Origin of the sequence: Marivirga aurantiaca (assembly GCF_016679925.1) — a bacterium.
Classification (GTDB): domain Bacteria; phylum Bacteroidota; class Bacteroidia; order Cytophagales; family Cyclobacteriaceae; genus Marivirga; species Marivirga aurantiaca.
Genome location: NZ_JAEQBW010000005.1, coordinates 1 through 16,291, shown reverse-complemented (window position 1 = coordinate 16,291; position 16,291 = coordinate 1). Strand labels below are relative to the sequence as shown.

The window sequence follows — 16,291 nt, the reverse complement described above, 5'->3', positions numbered from 1 at the left end:
TCTTATTTAAAGCTTTTCACCGTTTCAATAAGCGAATAGGCTACAGGTCAAATCAAAAGATCCATAAATCATCCATTTTTGTACTTTAAGTAGTTTCTATGTTTGATTTTTTCTTACTCTATCGTGAATTTATGGAATAAAATATTTATATTCAATTAAACGACTAAACAATATATTATCACTGCATATGGATATATAGTAAAATGAAAGTGTGTTTTTTCGACTAAACTCAGAATATTATACACGAACAACAAAGTTTATCCTATGTAGAAAGAGAAAATTATAAAATGTATGTATATACATGTAATTCATAATTTTTTTAATATGACGTAAACTAAAAAATAAATGCTATGAAAAAACTAATCTGCATTCTCCATTGTGTTCTTTTGATTTCATTTAGTCTTTCCGCTCAGGATGTTCAGGAAGAAAAAAATACAGAAGAGCCACCTTACATTCTATCTCTTGAAGAGTTAATGGATATATCTGTGGTAACAGCTTCCAAATTTGAGCAACCCATTAAAGATGCCCCCAGCACAATTTCACTCATAAGCCGGGATAAAATAATAAAATACGGTTGGTTAAGTGGGAATGAAATATTGTCCAGATTGCCTGGGTTTTCGATTTCCCAGGATTATGATCGTAAAACAGTGAGCTCCAGAGGAGTTTATGAAGGCTGGAATAATAATCACCTACTTATGCTCATAGATGGTGTCCCTATGAATGATAATATGTATGGTACTGCATTCACCTGGGAAATTACTCCTTTGGTTTTCATGCGTTCAGTTGAAGTTATACGAGGTCCCGGCTCAGCATTGTATGGCTCTAATGCTACAAATGGTGTAATATCGTATAATACACTTTCAGCAAAAGATCTAAAGAAAAAAGCTGAAATACGTTATAGAGTAGGGAATCAGGGAACTCATGTTTTTGACTTACTAACAGGCCATGAGACTGAACATGTGTCTTTTGTATCAGCATTTAACTTTTACCAAACAAATGGACACAACTACAAAAGCCTTGATGCATCTGATGATGAAGAGCATACAATTAATGAAAGCCGATCGAATTACTATTTATTTAACAAAATCGAAGGGAAAGGTAATTTAGAAGGATTCTCTCTCCAGCATCATGAGCAAGCCTGGGAATATACTACTGGTCATGGGTGGTTGTTTCACGTTCCTGATCAGCCAGAGAACATGAATGAAAACAGACGATTAATTTCCCTCCGTTACAAAACTCCTGACCCAAGCAAAAAATTTAATCATGAGTACCTTATGCGATACCAACGCCACGGAGTGGACTGGAATGTTCGTCTTTTCCCAAATGATTTCACTTCAGGTGGCGTTAATTATCAATATGGTCTAACGGAATTACTTAACACGCATACTTCTGATATATTTTCAAGAGTTCAGTGGAGTTACGGAGCAGACAACAAGTCTTCAATATTGGGAGGAGTAGAACATTCCTATTTTTTCTATGGTGGGGATGATCTTCATTTTAGCAATGCAAATCTTAATGGCGATTTCGGACCTACTACAGGCAATCAGTTTATAGAAGTGGGTGAATATTTTGCTTTTCTCAACAGGCATCCCATGCACAATCTTGGTATCTACGGCCAATATACCTCTCCTAAATTTGGCGATAAATTCCAGGCTACACTGGGAGTAAGATATGATTTTGCATCATTTATGTTTAATGATATTTATTATGATGGGCCTGGAACACCCGAAGATGAGCAATTGTCATTTGATAAACTGAGTCCCAGGTTGAGCTTGGTTTACTCTGTTAACAAGAAGCTAACATTGAAAGCCATGGCAGGACAGGCATTCAGAACACCTTCACCATCTGAATTATTTGGCTCCAACACCTACCTTTTAGGCTCTAACATTAGGGAGCTAAGGCCTGAAGTGATTACCACTATAGAATTTGGCAGCGATTTACAATTGACCCAAAATTTAAATTGGCGGTTCAATGCCTTCAGTACTAAATTCGAAGATCAAATTGCTTATAGCGTTTCCAATTTTAATCTCAGCACAAACTTATATTCTCTCACAACAATTGGGATAGAAAATGAAATACATTTTAAAGTGGGAAAACTGGATGGTTTCTTAAACCATTCTTTTGTTGAACGTATTGATGAGGTAATAATAGATCCAACCATTTCGGAAAGCAAAGACAAGCTTACGTGGGTACCACAACAATTAGGAAACCTGGGAGCTAATTATAGCTTTTCTCAATTCACTTTGTCGATGCAAGTGCATTGTCAAGGTTCCGTGGAAAGAAGAGATTCAGACAGGGACGCATCGGCTGATTCCAAAAGAGGGGCAAGTGTAGGAAGTTGGGCTAGCCTGGATATGCGGGCGGCTTACCAGCCTTTTGATTTTCTTGAAATTGGCCTTGTTGGTACAAATCTTACCAATACAAAAGGTAAACTTTTGAAAAACAATCTATATGCATTCGATTACCAAATTGCAGGACGCTTTATCCTGTTGGACATCCGATTAATGCTTTGATTAATGAGTCATAAAATGAGTAAAATTAACTGTTAATATTTTTTAACTAAACTACTAGAAATATGAAAAAGATATACTGTATTACCCTAAGTATGCTTTTGTTCTCTATTGCTCTTTATTCGCAAGAAAAGTCGGAGAAAAAAGCTGTTGAAGAGCCACCATATATCCTCTCTCTTGAAGAGTTAATGGATATATCTGTGGTAACTGCCTCCAATAAGGATGAACAATTAAGTAAAGCACCTGCTACAATTATCGTTGTTACTAATGAGGAAATCCAGGAAAGAGGATATCTGGAACTATACGATGTACTGAATGACCTGCCGGGGTTTGACCTGTCAAGGGCCTTTGGAGATGATGATCATTATGCTTATGTAAGAGGGTACCGTAAAACAACCAGTGATCAAATGCTCCTGATGATTGACGGTATCATTATGAACCATCTCTACAACAACAATATGAATGCTTATGCACAATACCCATTGTCAAATATCAAGCAAATTGAAGTTGTTTACGGACCTGCTTCTGCCATATATGGCCCAAATGCTTTTTCTGGTGTAATCAACATGATCACCAAAAAAGATGGAGAAAGCGATGTGAGGATTTCAGTGGGACAAAATAATACTAATATCATTGACATGCACTTGTCAAAGAAAACCGAAGACTTATTGATCAACTTTACCGGAAGGCTCTATCAAAGTGATGGGCCTGATTTTTCCGGCAGAACATCCATGATGGAAGAGGAATTGTTTACTGACCCTTATTTATGGGGAGCTTTTTCCCAAACAAACTTTACAGGGAACAAGAGTCCTACTGCCAGTAATTTTATCCACCCAACTATTTCGTTCAAGGGACTTACAGTTGGTAATATAGGCTTCTTTCACGAGTCAGGACTAGGGTCGGAATTTGCAGGAGGAACCACCCTTAATGCCGGAACCTGGCAATTCAAGGAAAATACTACCTATGCAAAATATGAAACAGGAAATGATAATCTGACAAGCAAAACACTAATCAAATACAGGAGAAGTGACATTCCCGGAAGCTCCACTTTTCTTTGGAGGTGGTTGAGTCAGGATGTGGATTCCTTTACATTGAATCCGGGTGAACAATATGTAGTAAACGGAAGTGATACTGTAACAAACACTACAGGCAATAGTCAGGATTATACCACTGATGTTAATTATCAGTATGCAGACTACTGGCAAGCCAACAATGCCAGCTACTCTTTGTTTCAGGACTTTGCTTATACGCCTAACGATAAAGTGACCATTAACTTTGGTTTGAAATATGAAAGAAGGGTACTAAACCGTGATTATGTAATTAATACTAATGAAGTGGCTCATACCTATGTATTTGCTGCTGAAGATATTGATAGAAATAATCCTTTAAACCCGGCAGTTACTGGTTCTTTTCCTTTCCCGGCCAGGCCGGATGATGCCACAATTGATCAACACAATCATAATACATTGGTTGACCGTGGTGCTTACTTACAAACTCGTTGGGAAATCATGAGCAACCTGACTTTCTTTGGAGGGTTACGCTTTGATCATAATTCTGTATGGAAAGAAGTATATAGCCCAAGAATTGGTTTGGTTTATCAACCCATTCCAGGTTTAGTTACGAAAGCTTTCTGGGGAACTGCTTTTCTTGAGCCTTCAGCAAGAATTTTATATGGTGGATGGCAAGGTAGTTTATCAAATGATAACCTGGTGCCGGAAAAAATGAGAACCTTTGAAGTGAGCGGATCTTATACCAAAGGTAATTTTTCCGGAGGCTTAAATGCTTTCTACAATACTGCTCCGGATGCTATCGGGCAGGGAGCGGGGAAAGTTCCTATAAACTTAGGAGAAAGAAGAATGACAGGAGCGGAATTGAGTGGAAAACTTTTGATTCGAAACTACAGTTCCTTTTTATCAAGGTTAAGAGCTGACCTTTATGTGTCTTATATTAAATCAGAAGAGGATCTTACTGGAGATGGAAGTTTTGTTGAAACAGGAAATATGGCTCCTGTTAAAGTACGGTTTATTTTAACCTCTTACTTAATGGACAACCTGGTGGTTAGTTTTCAAAACAGGTATATCAGTGAAATAAAAACCGTTTCAACCAATCCTTTGGGAACCATTGATGCACATTTTGTTAGCGATGTCAACATCCAATACAAAAATCTCTTGACTGATGGGCTTTCTTTTGGTGTGAAAATCTATAATTGGATGAATGTAGATTACTTTCATCCAGGCTACCGCGCTGGAGATGCCGGTGAACAAGGTGTAAATCATGCTTTGTTTAACACAAGCTGGTACAGCTCAAGACTCCCGCAACCTGAGCGAACAATTATGTTTAATATAGGATACAATTTCTAGGGTTTAAGTTAATTATCTTGTATCCAAGGACCAGAGGAGGTATCTCTTTCTGGTCCTTTTTTTAATCTTCTCCAATATGCAATTCTTCCCCCTTTTTCTGATCAAAGCCATTTTTGGTATTAATCCTGTAATTAACCCTTAAATTAATCAGGTAATCTGCAAAAGCTGCATCACCATGTCTATTATTGGCTTTGTCCCACGTACTTTTGATTCGGTTTCTATACACAGCTGCGGGGATACTCAGGTTGAAATTGAATCCATTGGACATAAACCCCAAAGAAGGTTCGTGTTTTCAATTATGCCGTCATTCCACCGTCAACAGGATTAACAGTTCCAGTGATAAAACTACTGTCATCACTACCCAAAAACAGCATCAGTTTCGCAACCTCTTCATTTGTAGCATAGCGCTGTAAGGGGATGCTTTGCTCGAACCCTTTCTTAGCTTCAGCTCCGGCTCCCGGTGCAAAACCTTCTTCCAAAGAGCGCATCATTCGGTTATCTACAGGAGAAGGGTTAACTGTATTGACACGTATTTTATATGGAGCTCCTTCCAGAGCTGCCGATTTCATCATGCCAATTACCGCATGTTTGCTGGTGACATAGGGCAATACATTAGGAGTGCCCATAAGCCCGGCTACTGAAGAGGTAATAATAATACTTCCACCATTTTTATTTTTTTTCATAATGGGAAATACATTCCGCAAACCATAAAATACCCCTTTTATATTCACATCCACCACCTGATCAAATACATCAAGTGGATAATCTTCCAGAGGAGCTACTTTACCTTCAACTCCCGCATTATTATAGAAAATATCAATCCCACCCATTTTATCCACAGCATATTGAACATATTTAGCGACTTCATCTTCCTTCCTTACATCTGCTTTAAAAATATACAACTTGTCGGAGGCCAATTCCTTACTAGCTGCTTTAAGCGTTTCTTCTTTTAAATCAGTGATTAAAACGCTGGCACCTTTTTCCAGTAATGCCTTAGCTAAAGCCATTCCTATAGCCCCGCTTCCTCCTGTAATGACTACTCTTTTATTTTTCATGGTTTTATGTTTAGTTCTTAACATAATTAACGTTCTGAATATAAGTATGTTAATGACTTAGATCATGAATAAAAATGATTTTAATAGCTAAAATTGTCTTCAATTCAATAAAAAAAACCACACTATCACGGATCAACTCCATTGATAGGTGGTTTTTTTATAATTATTCAGCTACTTGACTTATTCTAAATCTTTCAGCAGTAATTCTACTGTTTTAGCCAGCTGGCTGTCCTTTCCTTCAATCATTTCACCCGGCATGTTTTTTACTTTCACGTCAGGCTCCAATTGCTGGTTCTCCAGGTAATTACCTTCCATATCCGTAACTCCTACCTGAGGAATACCAAATACTAAATTTGGATTGATCTGGCTTTCCCACCATACGGCCGTTGTAGTACCTGGCACTGGCATACCTACAATTTTGCCAATATTTAAAGCGCGGTAAGTTACAGGGAAGAAATGTGCATCAGAATAATTGCCTTCGCCTACAATTACTGCTGAAGGTTTCTGCCATTTGCCTTGAGGCTCAGAGCCAATATGTTGTCCGCGAGGCATCAGTTTTACGTATTGCTCACCCGATAATAAAGTGGCTAAATCATCATGTAGCCATCCACCACCATTAAATCGGGTGTCCACAATCACAGCTTCTTTGTCATTATATCTGCCTAGTAATTCAGAATACACTTCTCTAAAGCTGGAAGAATTCATTCCCCTCACATGTACATAACCCAAACGGCCATTTGATAATTTCTCTGTAGCTTCCCTTCTTGACTTTACCCATCTTTCGTAGCGTAGGTTATTTTCCTCACCTAAACTAATTGCTTTTATTTTTACCGATTTAGTCTGTTTGCTTTGAGCATCTTCTATTTCCAATACTACTGTTTTACCTTCTTTATGATTAAGCAATGGAATATAATTAGCTTTTGCAGCTATGGTTTGCCCATCTATTTTTCTGATAATACTACCTACACTGATATTCTTGCCGGACGTAGCTAAAGGAGATTTATCCATAATTTCAGCAATTTTTATTCCTGCACCAGTGTAGTACAGATCTTCATAAATACCCAAAGCGGCAGTTTGATCTCCTTTGCTGTCGCGATGGTAATATCGGCAGCCGGTATGGGAACCATTTAACTCGCCTAAAAGCTCTGACATTAATTCTGCAAAGTCCCTATCGTTATTGATATGTGCTAATTTAGGCAGGTAAGCTGCTTTCATTCCCCCCCAATCTACACCGTGTAAATCTTCCTTATAGAATTTCCTTACTACTTGCCTCCACATATGTTCAAAGATATAGGCGCGCTCTGCATCAGCATCCAAATACATTTCTGCAGCATAGCTCACCCCCTTGGTTTTGCCATCTTCTGTTTTCACCTGGGAAATGCTTCCACCTGCCATCACATATATATATTCTCCTTTTTCATCCATTACCATTGAAGCACCGCCTCCTTTAAAGTTGCCAATGGTTTTGGTAGATTTTTCACGGATATTCAATTCCCATAAATCCACACTATTATCTCTTGAAGCTAGATAATATAATTTTTCACCATCAGGTGAAACCACCATACCCGACAGAAATGAAGAGGAAATTGTCAGTTTTTCTACCCTGTCTTCTAAATTGTCCCATTCAATTTTAACAGGTTTTATGGTGTCATTCTTATCTTGCTCTTCTTTTTTGGATTTCTTTTTCTTATCCTCCTCAGTATCTTTTTTCTCCTTTTCTTTTTCTTTTTCCTGTTCTTTCAGTAGCTCATATTCATCCTTGCTTAATTGTGCACGGTCGTAAGCTTCTTTTGTGAGATACATGGCATATACATCTCCCTGTGAGCCCCAGCTTCCATGTGAACGAAAGCCTTCACGATCTGAATAGTATACAAGTGCTTTGCCTTCCATTACCCACTGCGGGGCTCCTTCCGAATAACCACTTTCTGTTACATTTTTCACTTCCTGAGTTCCATCTGCTTTTACCAACCCTACTTCAGAAACCCACCTTTTTTTATCCAAAAATTCTACTGCAAACCATTGGCCATCGGGTGACCAGTCATAGTATTGATCACCATCAGAGTAAGAGTAATTTTTATCACCCGGTAAAACAGTGCGTGATTGGCCACTTGCTAAGTTCAATACTTTTAAAGTAGTTCTGTTGCTTAGGTAAGCTACTTCTTTCCCATTAGGGGAGTATTTAGGCTGAAAAGTTTCCTCTTCGTTGGCCACTAAAGCCTTTTCTTCCAGTAATGTGGAAGCATAAAAATAAGGTTCATCCTCATTTTTTATTTTGGTTTCATAAATATTCCAACTTCCATTTCGCTCAGCTGCATAAATGAGTTTTTTGCCATCCGGATGAAAATGTACAGATCTTTCCTGTTCAGGAGTGTTGGTGATACGCTTGGTCATTCCGCTTTCTGTGCCGGTAACAAATACTTCTCCTCGGATGATGAAAGCGATTTCTTTTCCATTTGGGGAGAGAGCCATCTCTGTGGCGCCAGAGCTCATTTTCTCTAGCTGGGTTACTACTTCCTGCTCATAAGGAATTTGTATACTTACCTTTTTTGGCGTTTCACCTTCTTTTATAGTATAAATTTCACCATGGTAGGTAAAACATAAAGTGCCTTCATCTGAAAGGCTTAAAGAACGAACAGGGTGGGTATCAAATTTAGTGATTTGAATGGCAGATTCGGAGTTGCCAGGCTTCATTTTCCACACATTAAAAGTACCTGTTCTTTCACTAAGGAAGTAAATATGTTCCTTATCGTTGGCCCAAACAGCTTCACGATCTTCGCCTTCAAAATCTGTCAATTGCTTATGAGACTTATCATCAGCATTGTATAACCATATATCTCTTGCAATTGAGGAGGTATGATGCTTTCTGAAATAATCTTCGTAGCCTTTAAGATCCATATAAAGCCATTTGTTACCATCTTTATTCACTGAAACAGCCTGTAAAGGAATGGAGATCTGCATTTTTGGCATATCTCCGGAGAAGTTTACGCTATACAATTGAGAAAACATTCCATAGGGAAACTGCGAATTCTCCACGTTCATTTTTCTTCCTGAAGTGAACAAAATAGATTGGCCATCAGCAGTAAAACTTTCCGGCACATCATTGGCAGAATGAAATGTGAGTCGTTTAGCTTTCATGCTTTCAGAATTGTATAAAAACACATCAAAATTGCCATGCCGGTCGGAAGCAAAAGCAATATGCTTTCCATCAGGTGACCAAATTGGTTTGTATTCATAGCTATTGTTAATACTTATGGGTATGGCTAAAGGCACATCTTTGCTTACAGAATAAATATTGCCCTTATAAGAAAATGCTATTTCCTTTCCATTGGGTGAAATGCTGGCATAACGCATCCATTCTGGCGTATTTTGTGCCAAAAGGGCTAATGGCAACATGTGAAAAATAAGTAAACCGAGTATTTTTTTCATAATTAGATGATTACTTGTTTTAACAGTTTGTGGTCTTAAGATAGTGATTATTTTTAGTGGCAATAAGTTGTATGTGAGGAAAGGTAAAGTTTTAGTTTGAAATATGCTTATTAAGATAGAAGAACTGAATAAAATTTAAATCCTGAAACAAGTTTTACATAGACTATATATGATGGTTGCCAAAAAAACAGACTCAATCCTCACGAATTTTCTCTTTAATTTCATATTAGTTATTATACTACATTGGTATGTCCTGGCAATTAAAGTAAATGATTCTTCTAGATATCAAATTAATCATCTGTAAACTACTAATTCCTAATGTTTTATAGCTTTAAATCAATGCTTATATTTTTTTTATCATAAACAGCAGTTAATTCTGGATAGTCACGATCATTAAATTGAATGTCGGATTGAATTTGAAGGGTTTATTTATATTTCTTTCCTATTTTGAAAAACTCCTCCTTCTATTAGTTTAGCTTCCTGAATCCCCTTAATTTTGGGCAAAGTTTATAATCATGTCCGATAGATATAATCAGCGAGGGGTTTCTGCCTCCAAAGAAGATGTACACAATGCCATTAAAAACCTTGACAAGGGGCTCTTCCCTCAAGCTTTTTGCAAAATAGTGCCAGATCATTTGGCTGGAGATGATGCTTATTGCACCATTATGCATGCAGATGGGGCAGGAACTAAATCTTCCCTGGCTTATATGTATTGGAAAGAGACGGGAGATATTTCTGTTTGGAAAGGCATAGCCCAAGATGCCATTATCATGAATATTGATGATTTGCTTTGCGTGGGTTGTACGGACAAAATATTGCTTTCCTCTACCATTGGCCGAAACAAAAACCTGATTCCGGGAGAAGTAATTTCTGCTATCATTAATGGTACAGAAGAGGTTTTGCAAATGTTGAGAGAACATGGTGTGAACATCATCAGCACTGGTGGGGAAACGGCCGATGTAGGTGACCTGGTGCGTACCATTATTGTGGATAGCACAGTGACAGCCAGAATGAAACGATCGGAGGTAATTTCTAATGATAACATAAAAGCAGGACATGTAGTAGTTGGTCTGGCCTCTCATGGTAAAGCCACTTACGAAACTGTTTATAACGGAGGCATGGGTAGCAATGGATTGACTTCTGCCCGACATGATGTTTTTGAGAATTCCCTGGCACAAAAATACCCGGAGAGTTTTGACAACTCCATCCCCAAAGAGATTGCTTATATGGGATCCAAGAAATTGACAGACCCGGTAGACAGTGTACCGCTGGATGCCGGAAGGTTGGTGCTTTCCCCTACACGAACCTATGCTCCGGTAATCAAAAAAGTGTTGGAAGAATTACCTGGCAAAATAGCAGGTATGGTTCATTGCAGTGGAGGTGCCCAAACAAAAGTGCTTCACTTTGTAGAAGGTTTGCATATCATTAAAGACAATCTTTTCCCTACGCCCCCTCTATTCAAAATGATCCAGGCAGAATCTGACACGGATTGGAAAGAGATGTACAAAGTTTTTAATATGGGGCACAGAATGGAGCTTTATATAGAGGAAAAAGATGCGGAAACAATAATTGCCATCGCAAAATCCTTTAACATTGGTGCTCAAATTATTGGTAGGGTGGAAGCTTCACTCCACAAGCAGGTAACTGTTAAAGGTGAGCATGGGGAGTTTGTTTATTAAAGTAGAAATAGTAAAATAAGCAGTTTGTAGTTTTGTATTTAAGGCTAACTCAATTCGGTATTAAATTAAATGTTGTTGAATTAATAGTATTGTTATAGTAATTAAAGCAATTGAAAGAACTAGTGAGAAGATTCCTTTAGCAATGTTTCGCTTTCTCTCTTTCGTCATTTTTTCTCTGATTTTCCTCAGGTCTTCTTTGCTGGCGGATTTGTAGGTGTATTTTCTTTCTGCTTTATTATATACTTTTAGTTCCTGCCGAATCTCAAACAGAGATTGTCTTTTGAGAATAGCTCTGTTGTTGGCCAGAGACTTATTCATAAAATCCATCATTCCAAATCCGCTCATAATGTTTTTAATATTTCCAGAAACTAATGATCACTAAACAGAATAGTGTTCTGTAGAGATGTTTACCTTCAATATAAAATTTTTTTCTAAACCTACCAATTGGATAGTTTCCTAAGATCGGAATATTATTTATTCCATTCTAGATTCAGAATGTTGATCCATGCGAGAATTGCACCAGTTTAGTTTTCTTATTTAAAAAAATGCAAAAATCTTTATTAAGACATCTAACTAATTAAATATTTTGTTAAAAACTTAATTATGAGGGCAGTGTTTTTAAATATTCAGCTTCAGATTGAAAGAACCTACTCGAAATCTTTATAGGCAGTAATAGTTTTATAGAATTTAAGAGGCTGCTGAAATTACTTCCAGCAGCCTCTTAAATTCTAAAATCAATTTAATTATCCCCTCGGATCCAATACCTGATTTATTCTATTCACCAAATCCTGTAAGTGGTAACGAGACATTTGATCTGTCTGTCTGGATAATCCTCTATTAATCTCTGTTCTTAAATCCAATAGATTTCCTCTTGATAAAGAAGAAATATCAGTTGTTCTCACATCCTTATCATCAGAATTGGCCAATTCTCCCAGATGCTCAACAAAAGTTTTCTGAAGGTTTCTGCGGTAAGTATCAATAACAGCACCTGTTCGTAATTCCTTAAAAATACCTGTTCGCAAATCTCCCATTAATACGGTAGCGGCATAAGCGTTATTTGCATTAAGTGCTTCATTTTCCAGTACTCTTTTCATACGGTCTTTAGAAAGTAAATTTGATAAAGTACGGTTCTGTAAAGCTTTAATTCTATCTACAATGCCTTCTTCTTCTATCCTATTTAAAATGGCCGGATCAATAATCCATTCCGGGGTTTCAAACAGTTGCTTATTCAAAAATTCAACGGCTCTTTTTTGTTTGTCAAGGCTCGCATGAGAATAAACCACACCCTCTTCATCAGAAGTTTTATAATACTCATAAATACCTCCAACATTCGCGGTCACATGACCCATATAGCGATTGTACTGTCCGACTACATTATTATATAATTCTTGCAGTTCATCATAATTCTTACCGTCTTCCACACCCCAAACCAATAATTTATCTTTGATTCTTTTCAGATTTTCAATGCCCAATTCCGAGGCAAGCATGGAGTCGTCACCAATGTCTTCCGTTTGAGCAGACGGATCAGTGGGATTGCCCCTTTGTCTGCCATATCTATATAGTGGGTTGCCTGCTTTCTCCAATATCCAGTTATTAAGAGTTTCTTCTTCCTGATCTGGATTAGTGATGTTGGCAATAGGGCGGTAACCATATTCAATAGACCAGTCATCATACTCACCTACTTTAGGAAAGAAGTTAGTGACACCATCACCTGGTTGCGCTACATAATTAAACCTTGCGTAATCCATAATGGAAGGAGCCACACCGTGTGTTTTCATAAATTCCGCAGACCGTAAAGAATCAATAGGATAGGCTACACTTGACCCCATATTGTGAGGCAATCCTAAAGTATGTCCTACTTCATGGGCGGCTACAAATCGTATTAATTCCCCCATCAAATCCTCTTCGAATTTGATTTTTTGCGCTTCCGGGTTTACTGCAGCAGTCTGGATAAAATACCAGTTTCTTAACAAGTTCATTACATTATGGTACCAAAGTATATCACTTTCCAATATTTCTCCGGTGCGAGGATCATGTACATGCGGCCCTTGTGCATTTTGGATATCTGTGGCAATGTAGCGCACGACAGAATACCTCACATCTTCAGGACTCCAATCAGGGTCTTCCTCAGCTGTAGGAGCGTCTTTTGCAATAATAGCATTCTTCAAACCTGCTTTTTCGAAAGCTGGCTGCCAATCTTCAATACCTTGTTTAATGGCCTTTCTCCATTGCAATGGTGTGGCTGGGTCGATATAATAAACAATAGGTTTTACCGGTTCAACAATCTCACCTCTGTTAAAAGCCTCCCAATCTGATGGCTCCAATCTCCACCTTGTAATGAACCTGTTTTTGGCCGCTTTTTGCTCATTTTTGGAATAGTCAATTTGTTGAATAGAAAAATAGCCAACTCTATCGTCATGGTTTCTTGGAACCATTGGATCGCTCGGCAACAGAATAAATGACTGGTTCATTTCTATGGACAAAGCACCTGTCAATTGATTGTCAGGAATTTCAGTTCCTTTATAGGTCAATATATGTCTTACTTCCACATTTTCAGGAAATGCTTTGCCCCACATAACTAATGATCGACTTTTATCCACTCCGGAAATTTTGAAATCTTTCCTTTGAGAATCATAGATAGCACCAATCATGGGAATATCAGTCGTAAAGAAATCTTCAATGTTGATTACATAAGTGCTTGAATCTTTGCCTAAAGCCTCAATTTTAAAACTGTGGATAACAGGTTCAAAATTATTGTTCCTGACAGATTTATAAATAGGGTCTTTCTCATCGGCTACTGAATTATAGGAGACGGACCGTACTAAAAGCTGATGGTCTTTTTTCTGAAACCTGATTACCTGCTGTGGGCGGGATTTCATTCCGGCACCTCCAAAATTTAATCCTTTTACATGTCCTGAGATACGGGAAACAACTAATATTTCCTTATCAAGAAGCTTTTTTGATATCTCAAAGTAATATTTCTCATCTACTTTATGAAAAGTAAACAAACCCTCGTCTGATACTGCTTCTTTAGTAATCACTTCTGAGTATTTCTTAAAAGGGGATTTGCTTTTTGATGCACCTTCTTTCTTAGGTGCTTCATCTTTCTTTTTGCTAAACAGTTGTGCAGAGGACTCTCCGGGAGAAAATCCTATAATACACAACAGTGCAATACTTAATGTTAGTTTTTTCATATATGTATAAACATTTAATTCACAAGCCAAAATAACAAACAAATGGGGGTTAATGTTCTTTTTTTAAATTGAATTCCATGAACGGAAAAATAACCTTATGTATTTTAAATAAAATGGTTCGCTGTTTTTAAGTTTTTGTATTGTTGGAGAAGAATGCTATTATAAAAAGCTTTGTTATAAATGAATTAAAGGTTAGATTTGCACCCTGAAAGAACAGAGCATTCATTTTATCATAAATAATTAAATATGGCAAATATTGGTAAAATTACCCAAGTAATTGGCCCGGTAGTAGATGTGAGTTTTGAAGCTGAGGGCTCAAAACTACCTAACATTTTAGATGCATTTAAAGTAACCAAAGGCGATGGTACCGTTATCGTTTTGGAATGTCAACAACACCTTGGTGAGGACAGAGTAAGAACCATCGCAATGGATGGTACAGAAGGACTGACCAGAGGAATGGATGTAGTTGATACCGGAACACCAATATCAATGCCTACAGGAGATGATATTAAAGGTAGACTTTTCAATGTAATTGGAGAGGCTATTGATGGTATTAGTCAGCCGGAAGGTAAAACAAGATTACCTATCCACAGACAAGCTCCTAAATTTGAGGACTTAACTACTTCATCAGAAGTATTATATACTGGTATTAAGGTAATCGATTTGATTGAGCCATACTCAAAAGGTGGTAAAATTGGATTGTTTGGTGGTGCCGGTGTTGGTAAAACTGTATTGATTCAGGAATTAATTAACAATATTGCAAAAGGCCATGGAGGTCTGTCTGTATTTGCAGGTGTGGGTGAAAGAACTCGTGAAGGAAATGATTTGCTTCGCGAAATGTTGGAATCCGGCATTGTAAAATATGGAGAAGGATTTATGAAATCCATGGAAGAAGGAAGCTGGGATTTGTCTAAAGTAGATAAGGAAGCTTTAAAAGAATCTAAAGCCACTTTTGTTTTCGGACAAATGAACGAGCCTCCGGGAGCGCGTGCAAGAGTAGCACTTTCAGGATTGACTTTAGCTGAATACTACAGAGATGGTGATGGAGACAGTTCTGCACAAGGAAAAGATATTCTTTTCTTTATCGATAACATTTTCCGTTTCACTCAAGCAGGTTCTGAAGTGTCGGCTCTTTTAGGTCGTATGCCTTCAGCAGTAGGTTACCAGCCGACATTGGCCACAGAAATGGGGCAAATGCAAGAAAGGATTACCTCTACAAAAAATGGTTCAATTACTTCAGTTCAGGCAGTATATGTGCCTGCGGATGATTTAACTGACCCTGCTCCGGCAACTACTTTCTCTCACCTTGATGCAACTACGGTATTATCACGTAAAATTGCTGAGTTAGGAATTTACCCTGCTGTGGATCCATTGGATTCCACTTCAAGAATTTTGGAAAGAAGTGTGGTAGGAGACGAGCATTATGACTGCGCACAGAGAGTAAAAGAGATTTTACAACGTTATAAAGAACTACAGGATATTATTGCCATTTTAGGAATGGATGAATTATCTGAGGAAGACAGACAAACTGTTTACAGAGCCAGAAGAGTTCAAAGATTCTTGTCGCAGCCTTTCCACGTAGCTGAGCAGTTTACAGGATTGAAAGGGGTATTGGTAGATATTAAAGATACTATCAAAGGTTTCAATATGATCATGGATGGTGAGTTGGATCACTTGCCTGAATCTGCTTTCAACTTGAAAGGAACTATTGAAGAAGCCATTGAGGCAGGAGAAAAAATGTTAGCGGAAGTTTAATTCATCAGTCTTTTTAACAGATTCACATGTATTTAGAAATAATCACTCCGGAAAGAAATGTTTTCAAAGGAATTGTGGATTCAGCCACCTTCCCGGGAAGCGATGGTTCTTTTCAGGTATTAAATAACCACGCCCCAATGATCAGTTCATTGGCAAAAGGTAACTTAACCTATACTACAGGTAAAGAGGAAAAAACCATCATTGTAGATGGCGGTGTGGTTGAAGTGCTCAATAACAATATTGTGGTATTGGCAGAAAAAGTGATTGAATAGCAGGTAAGTTAAAATTTATATATCAAAAAGCCGGTTGACA

General features: G+C 37.8%; 10 protein-coding genes. 5 read left to right on the top strand and 5 right to left on the bottom strand.

What is annotated here, in order from left to right:
- Nucleotides 1-350: 350 nt before the first annotated feature.
- Together JKA74_RS11860 and JKA74_RS11855 are read left to right on the top strand one after the other, a co-directional pair.
- Nucleotides 351-2,513, top strand: coding sequence for a TonB-dependent receptor plug domain-containing protein (locus tag JKA74_RS11860; RefSeq protein WP_236587753.1), 2,163 nt, complete (start codon nt 351-353; stop codon nt 2,511-2,513).
- Nucleotides 2,514-2,575: 62 nt separating this feature from the next.
- Nucleotides 2,576-4,870 carry a TonB-dependent receptor plug domain-containing protein gene (locus JKA74_RS11855; protein WP_201431417.1) on the top strand — a complete coding sequence of 765 codons (2,295 nt, stop codon included), beginning with the start codon at nt 2,576-2,578 and terminating at the stop codon, nt 4,868-4,870.
- Between the two features lie 61 nt (nt 4,871-4,931).
- Here the strand turns inward: JKA74_RS11855 and JKA74_RS11850 are convergent, their stop codons facing one another.
- From JKA74_RS11850 to JKA74_RS11840, 3 genes are all read right to left on the bottom strand, one after another.
- Nucleotides 4,932-5,138 carry a hypothetical protein gene (locus JKA74_RS11850; protein WP_201431416.1) on the bottom strand — a complete coding sequence of 69 codons (207 nt, stop codon included), beginning with the start codon at nt 5,136-5,138 and terminating at the stop codon, nt 4,932-4,934.
- A gap of 28 nt (nt 5,139-5,166) precedes the next feature.
- On the bottom strand, nt 5,167-5,925 hold the full coding sequence (locus tag JKA74_RS11845; RefSeq protein ID WP_201431415.1) for an SDR family NAD(P)-dependent oxidoreductase: 759 nt from the start codon (nt 5,923-5,925) through the stop codon (nt 5,167-5,169).
- Between the two features lie 180 nt (nt 5,926-6,105).
- Nucleotides 6,106-9,351, bottom strand: coding sequence for a S41 family peptidase (locus JKA74_RS11840; protein WP_236587751.1), 3,246 nt, complete (start codon nt 9,349-9,351; stop codon nt 6,106-6,108).
- Between the two features lie 515 nt (nt 9,352-9,866).
- Here JKA74_RS11840 and JKA74_RS11835 point away from each other — a divergent pair.
- The gene (locus JKA74_RS11835) at nt 9,867-11,030 is read left to right on the top strand and encodes an AIR synthase related protein (RefSeq protein WP_201431414.1); all 1,164 of its coding nucleotides are present in this window, start codon (nt 9,867-9,869) and stop codon (nt 11,028-11,030) included.
- Nucleotides 11,031-11,090: 60 nt separating this feature from the next.
- Here JKA74_RS11835 and JKA74_RS11830 read toward each other — a convergent pair whose 3' ends face one another.
- On the bottom strand, nt 11,091-11,375 hold the full coding sequence (locus JKA74_RS11830; RefSeq protein ID WP_201431413.1) for a hypothetical protein: 285 nt from the start codon (nt 11,373-11,375) through the stop codon (nt 11,091-11,093).
- Nucleotides 11,376-11,773: 398 nt separating this feature from the next.
- Nucleotides 11,774-14,224, bottom strand: a complete 2,451-nt coding sequence (locus JKA74_RS11825; RefSeq protein ID WP_201431412.1) for a zinc-dependent metalloprotease — start codon at nt 14,222-14,224, stop codon at nt 11,774-11,776.
- 246 nt (nt 14,225-14,470) lie between these two features.
- Between JKA74_RS11825 and atpD the strand changes: the two genes are divergently transcribed.
- Both atpD and atpC read left to right on the top strand, forming a co-directional pair.
- A complete protein-coding gene (gene atpD, locus JKA74_RS11820) occupies nt 14,471-15,979 on the top strand; it encodes a F0F1 ATP synthase subunit beta (RefSeq protein WP_201431411.1) in 1,509 nt (502 codons plus the stop codon).
- A 26-nt stretch (nt 15,980-16,005) separates the two neighbouring features.
- Nucleotides 16,006-16,251, top strand: coding sequence for an ATP synthase F1 subunit epsilon (gene atpC / locus JKA74_RS11815; RefSeq protein WP_201431410.1), 246 nt, complete (start codon nt 16,006-16,008; stop codon nt 16,249-16,251).
- The last annotated feature ends 40 nt before the right edge of the window (nt 16,252-16,291 follow it).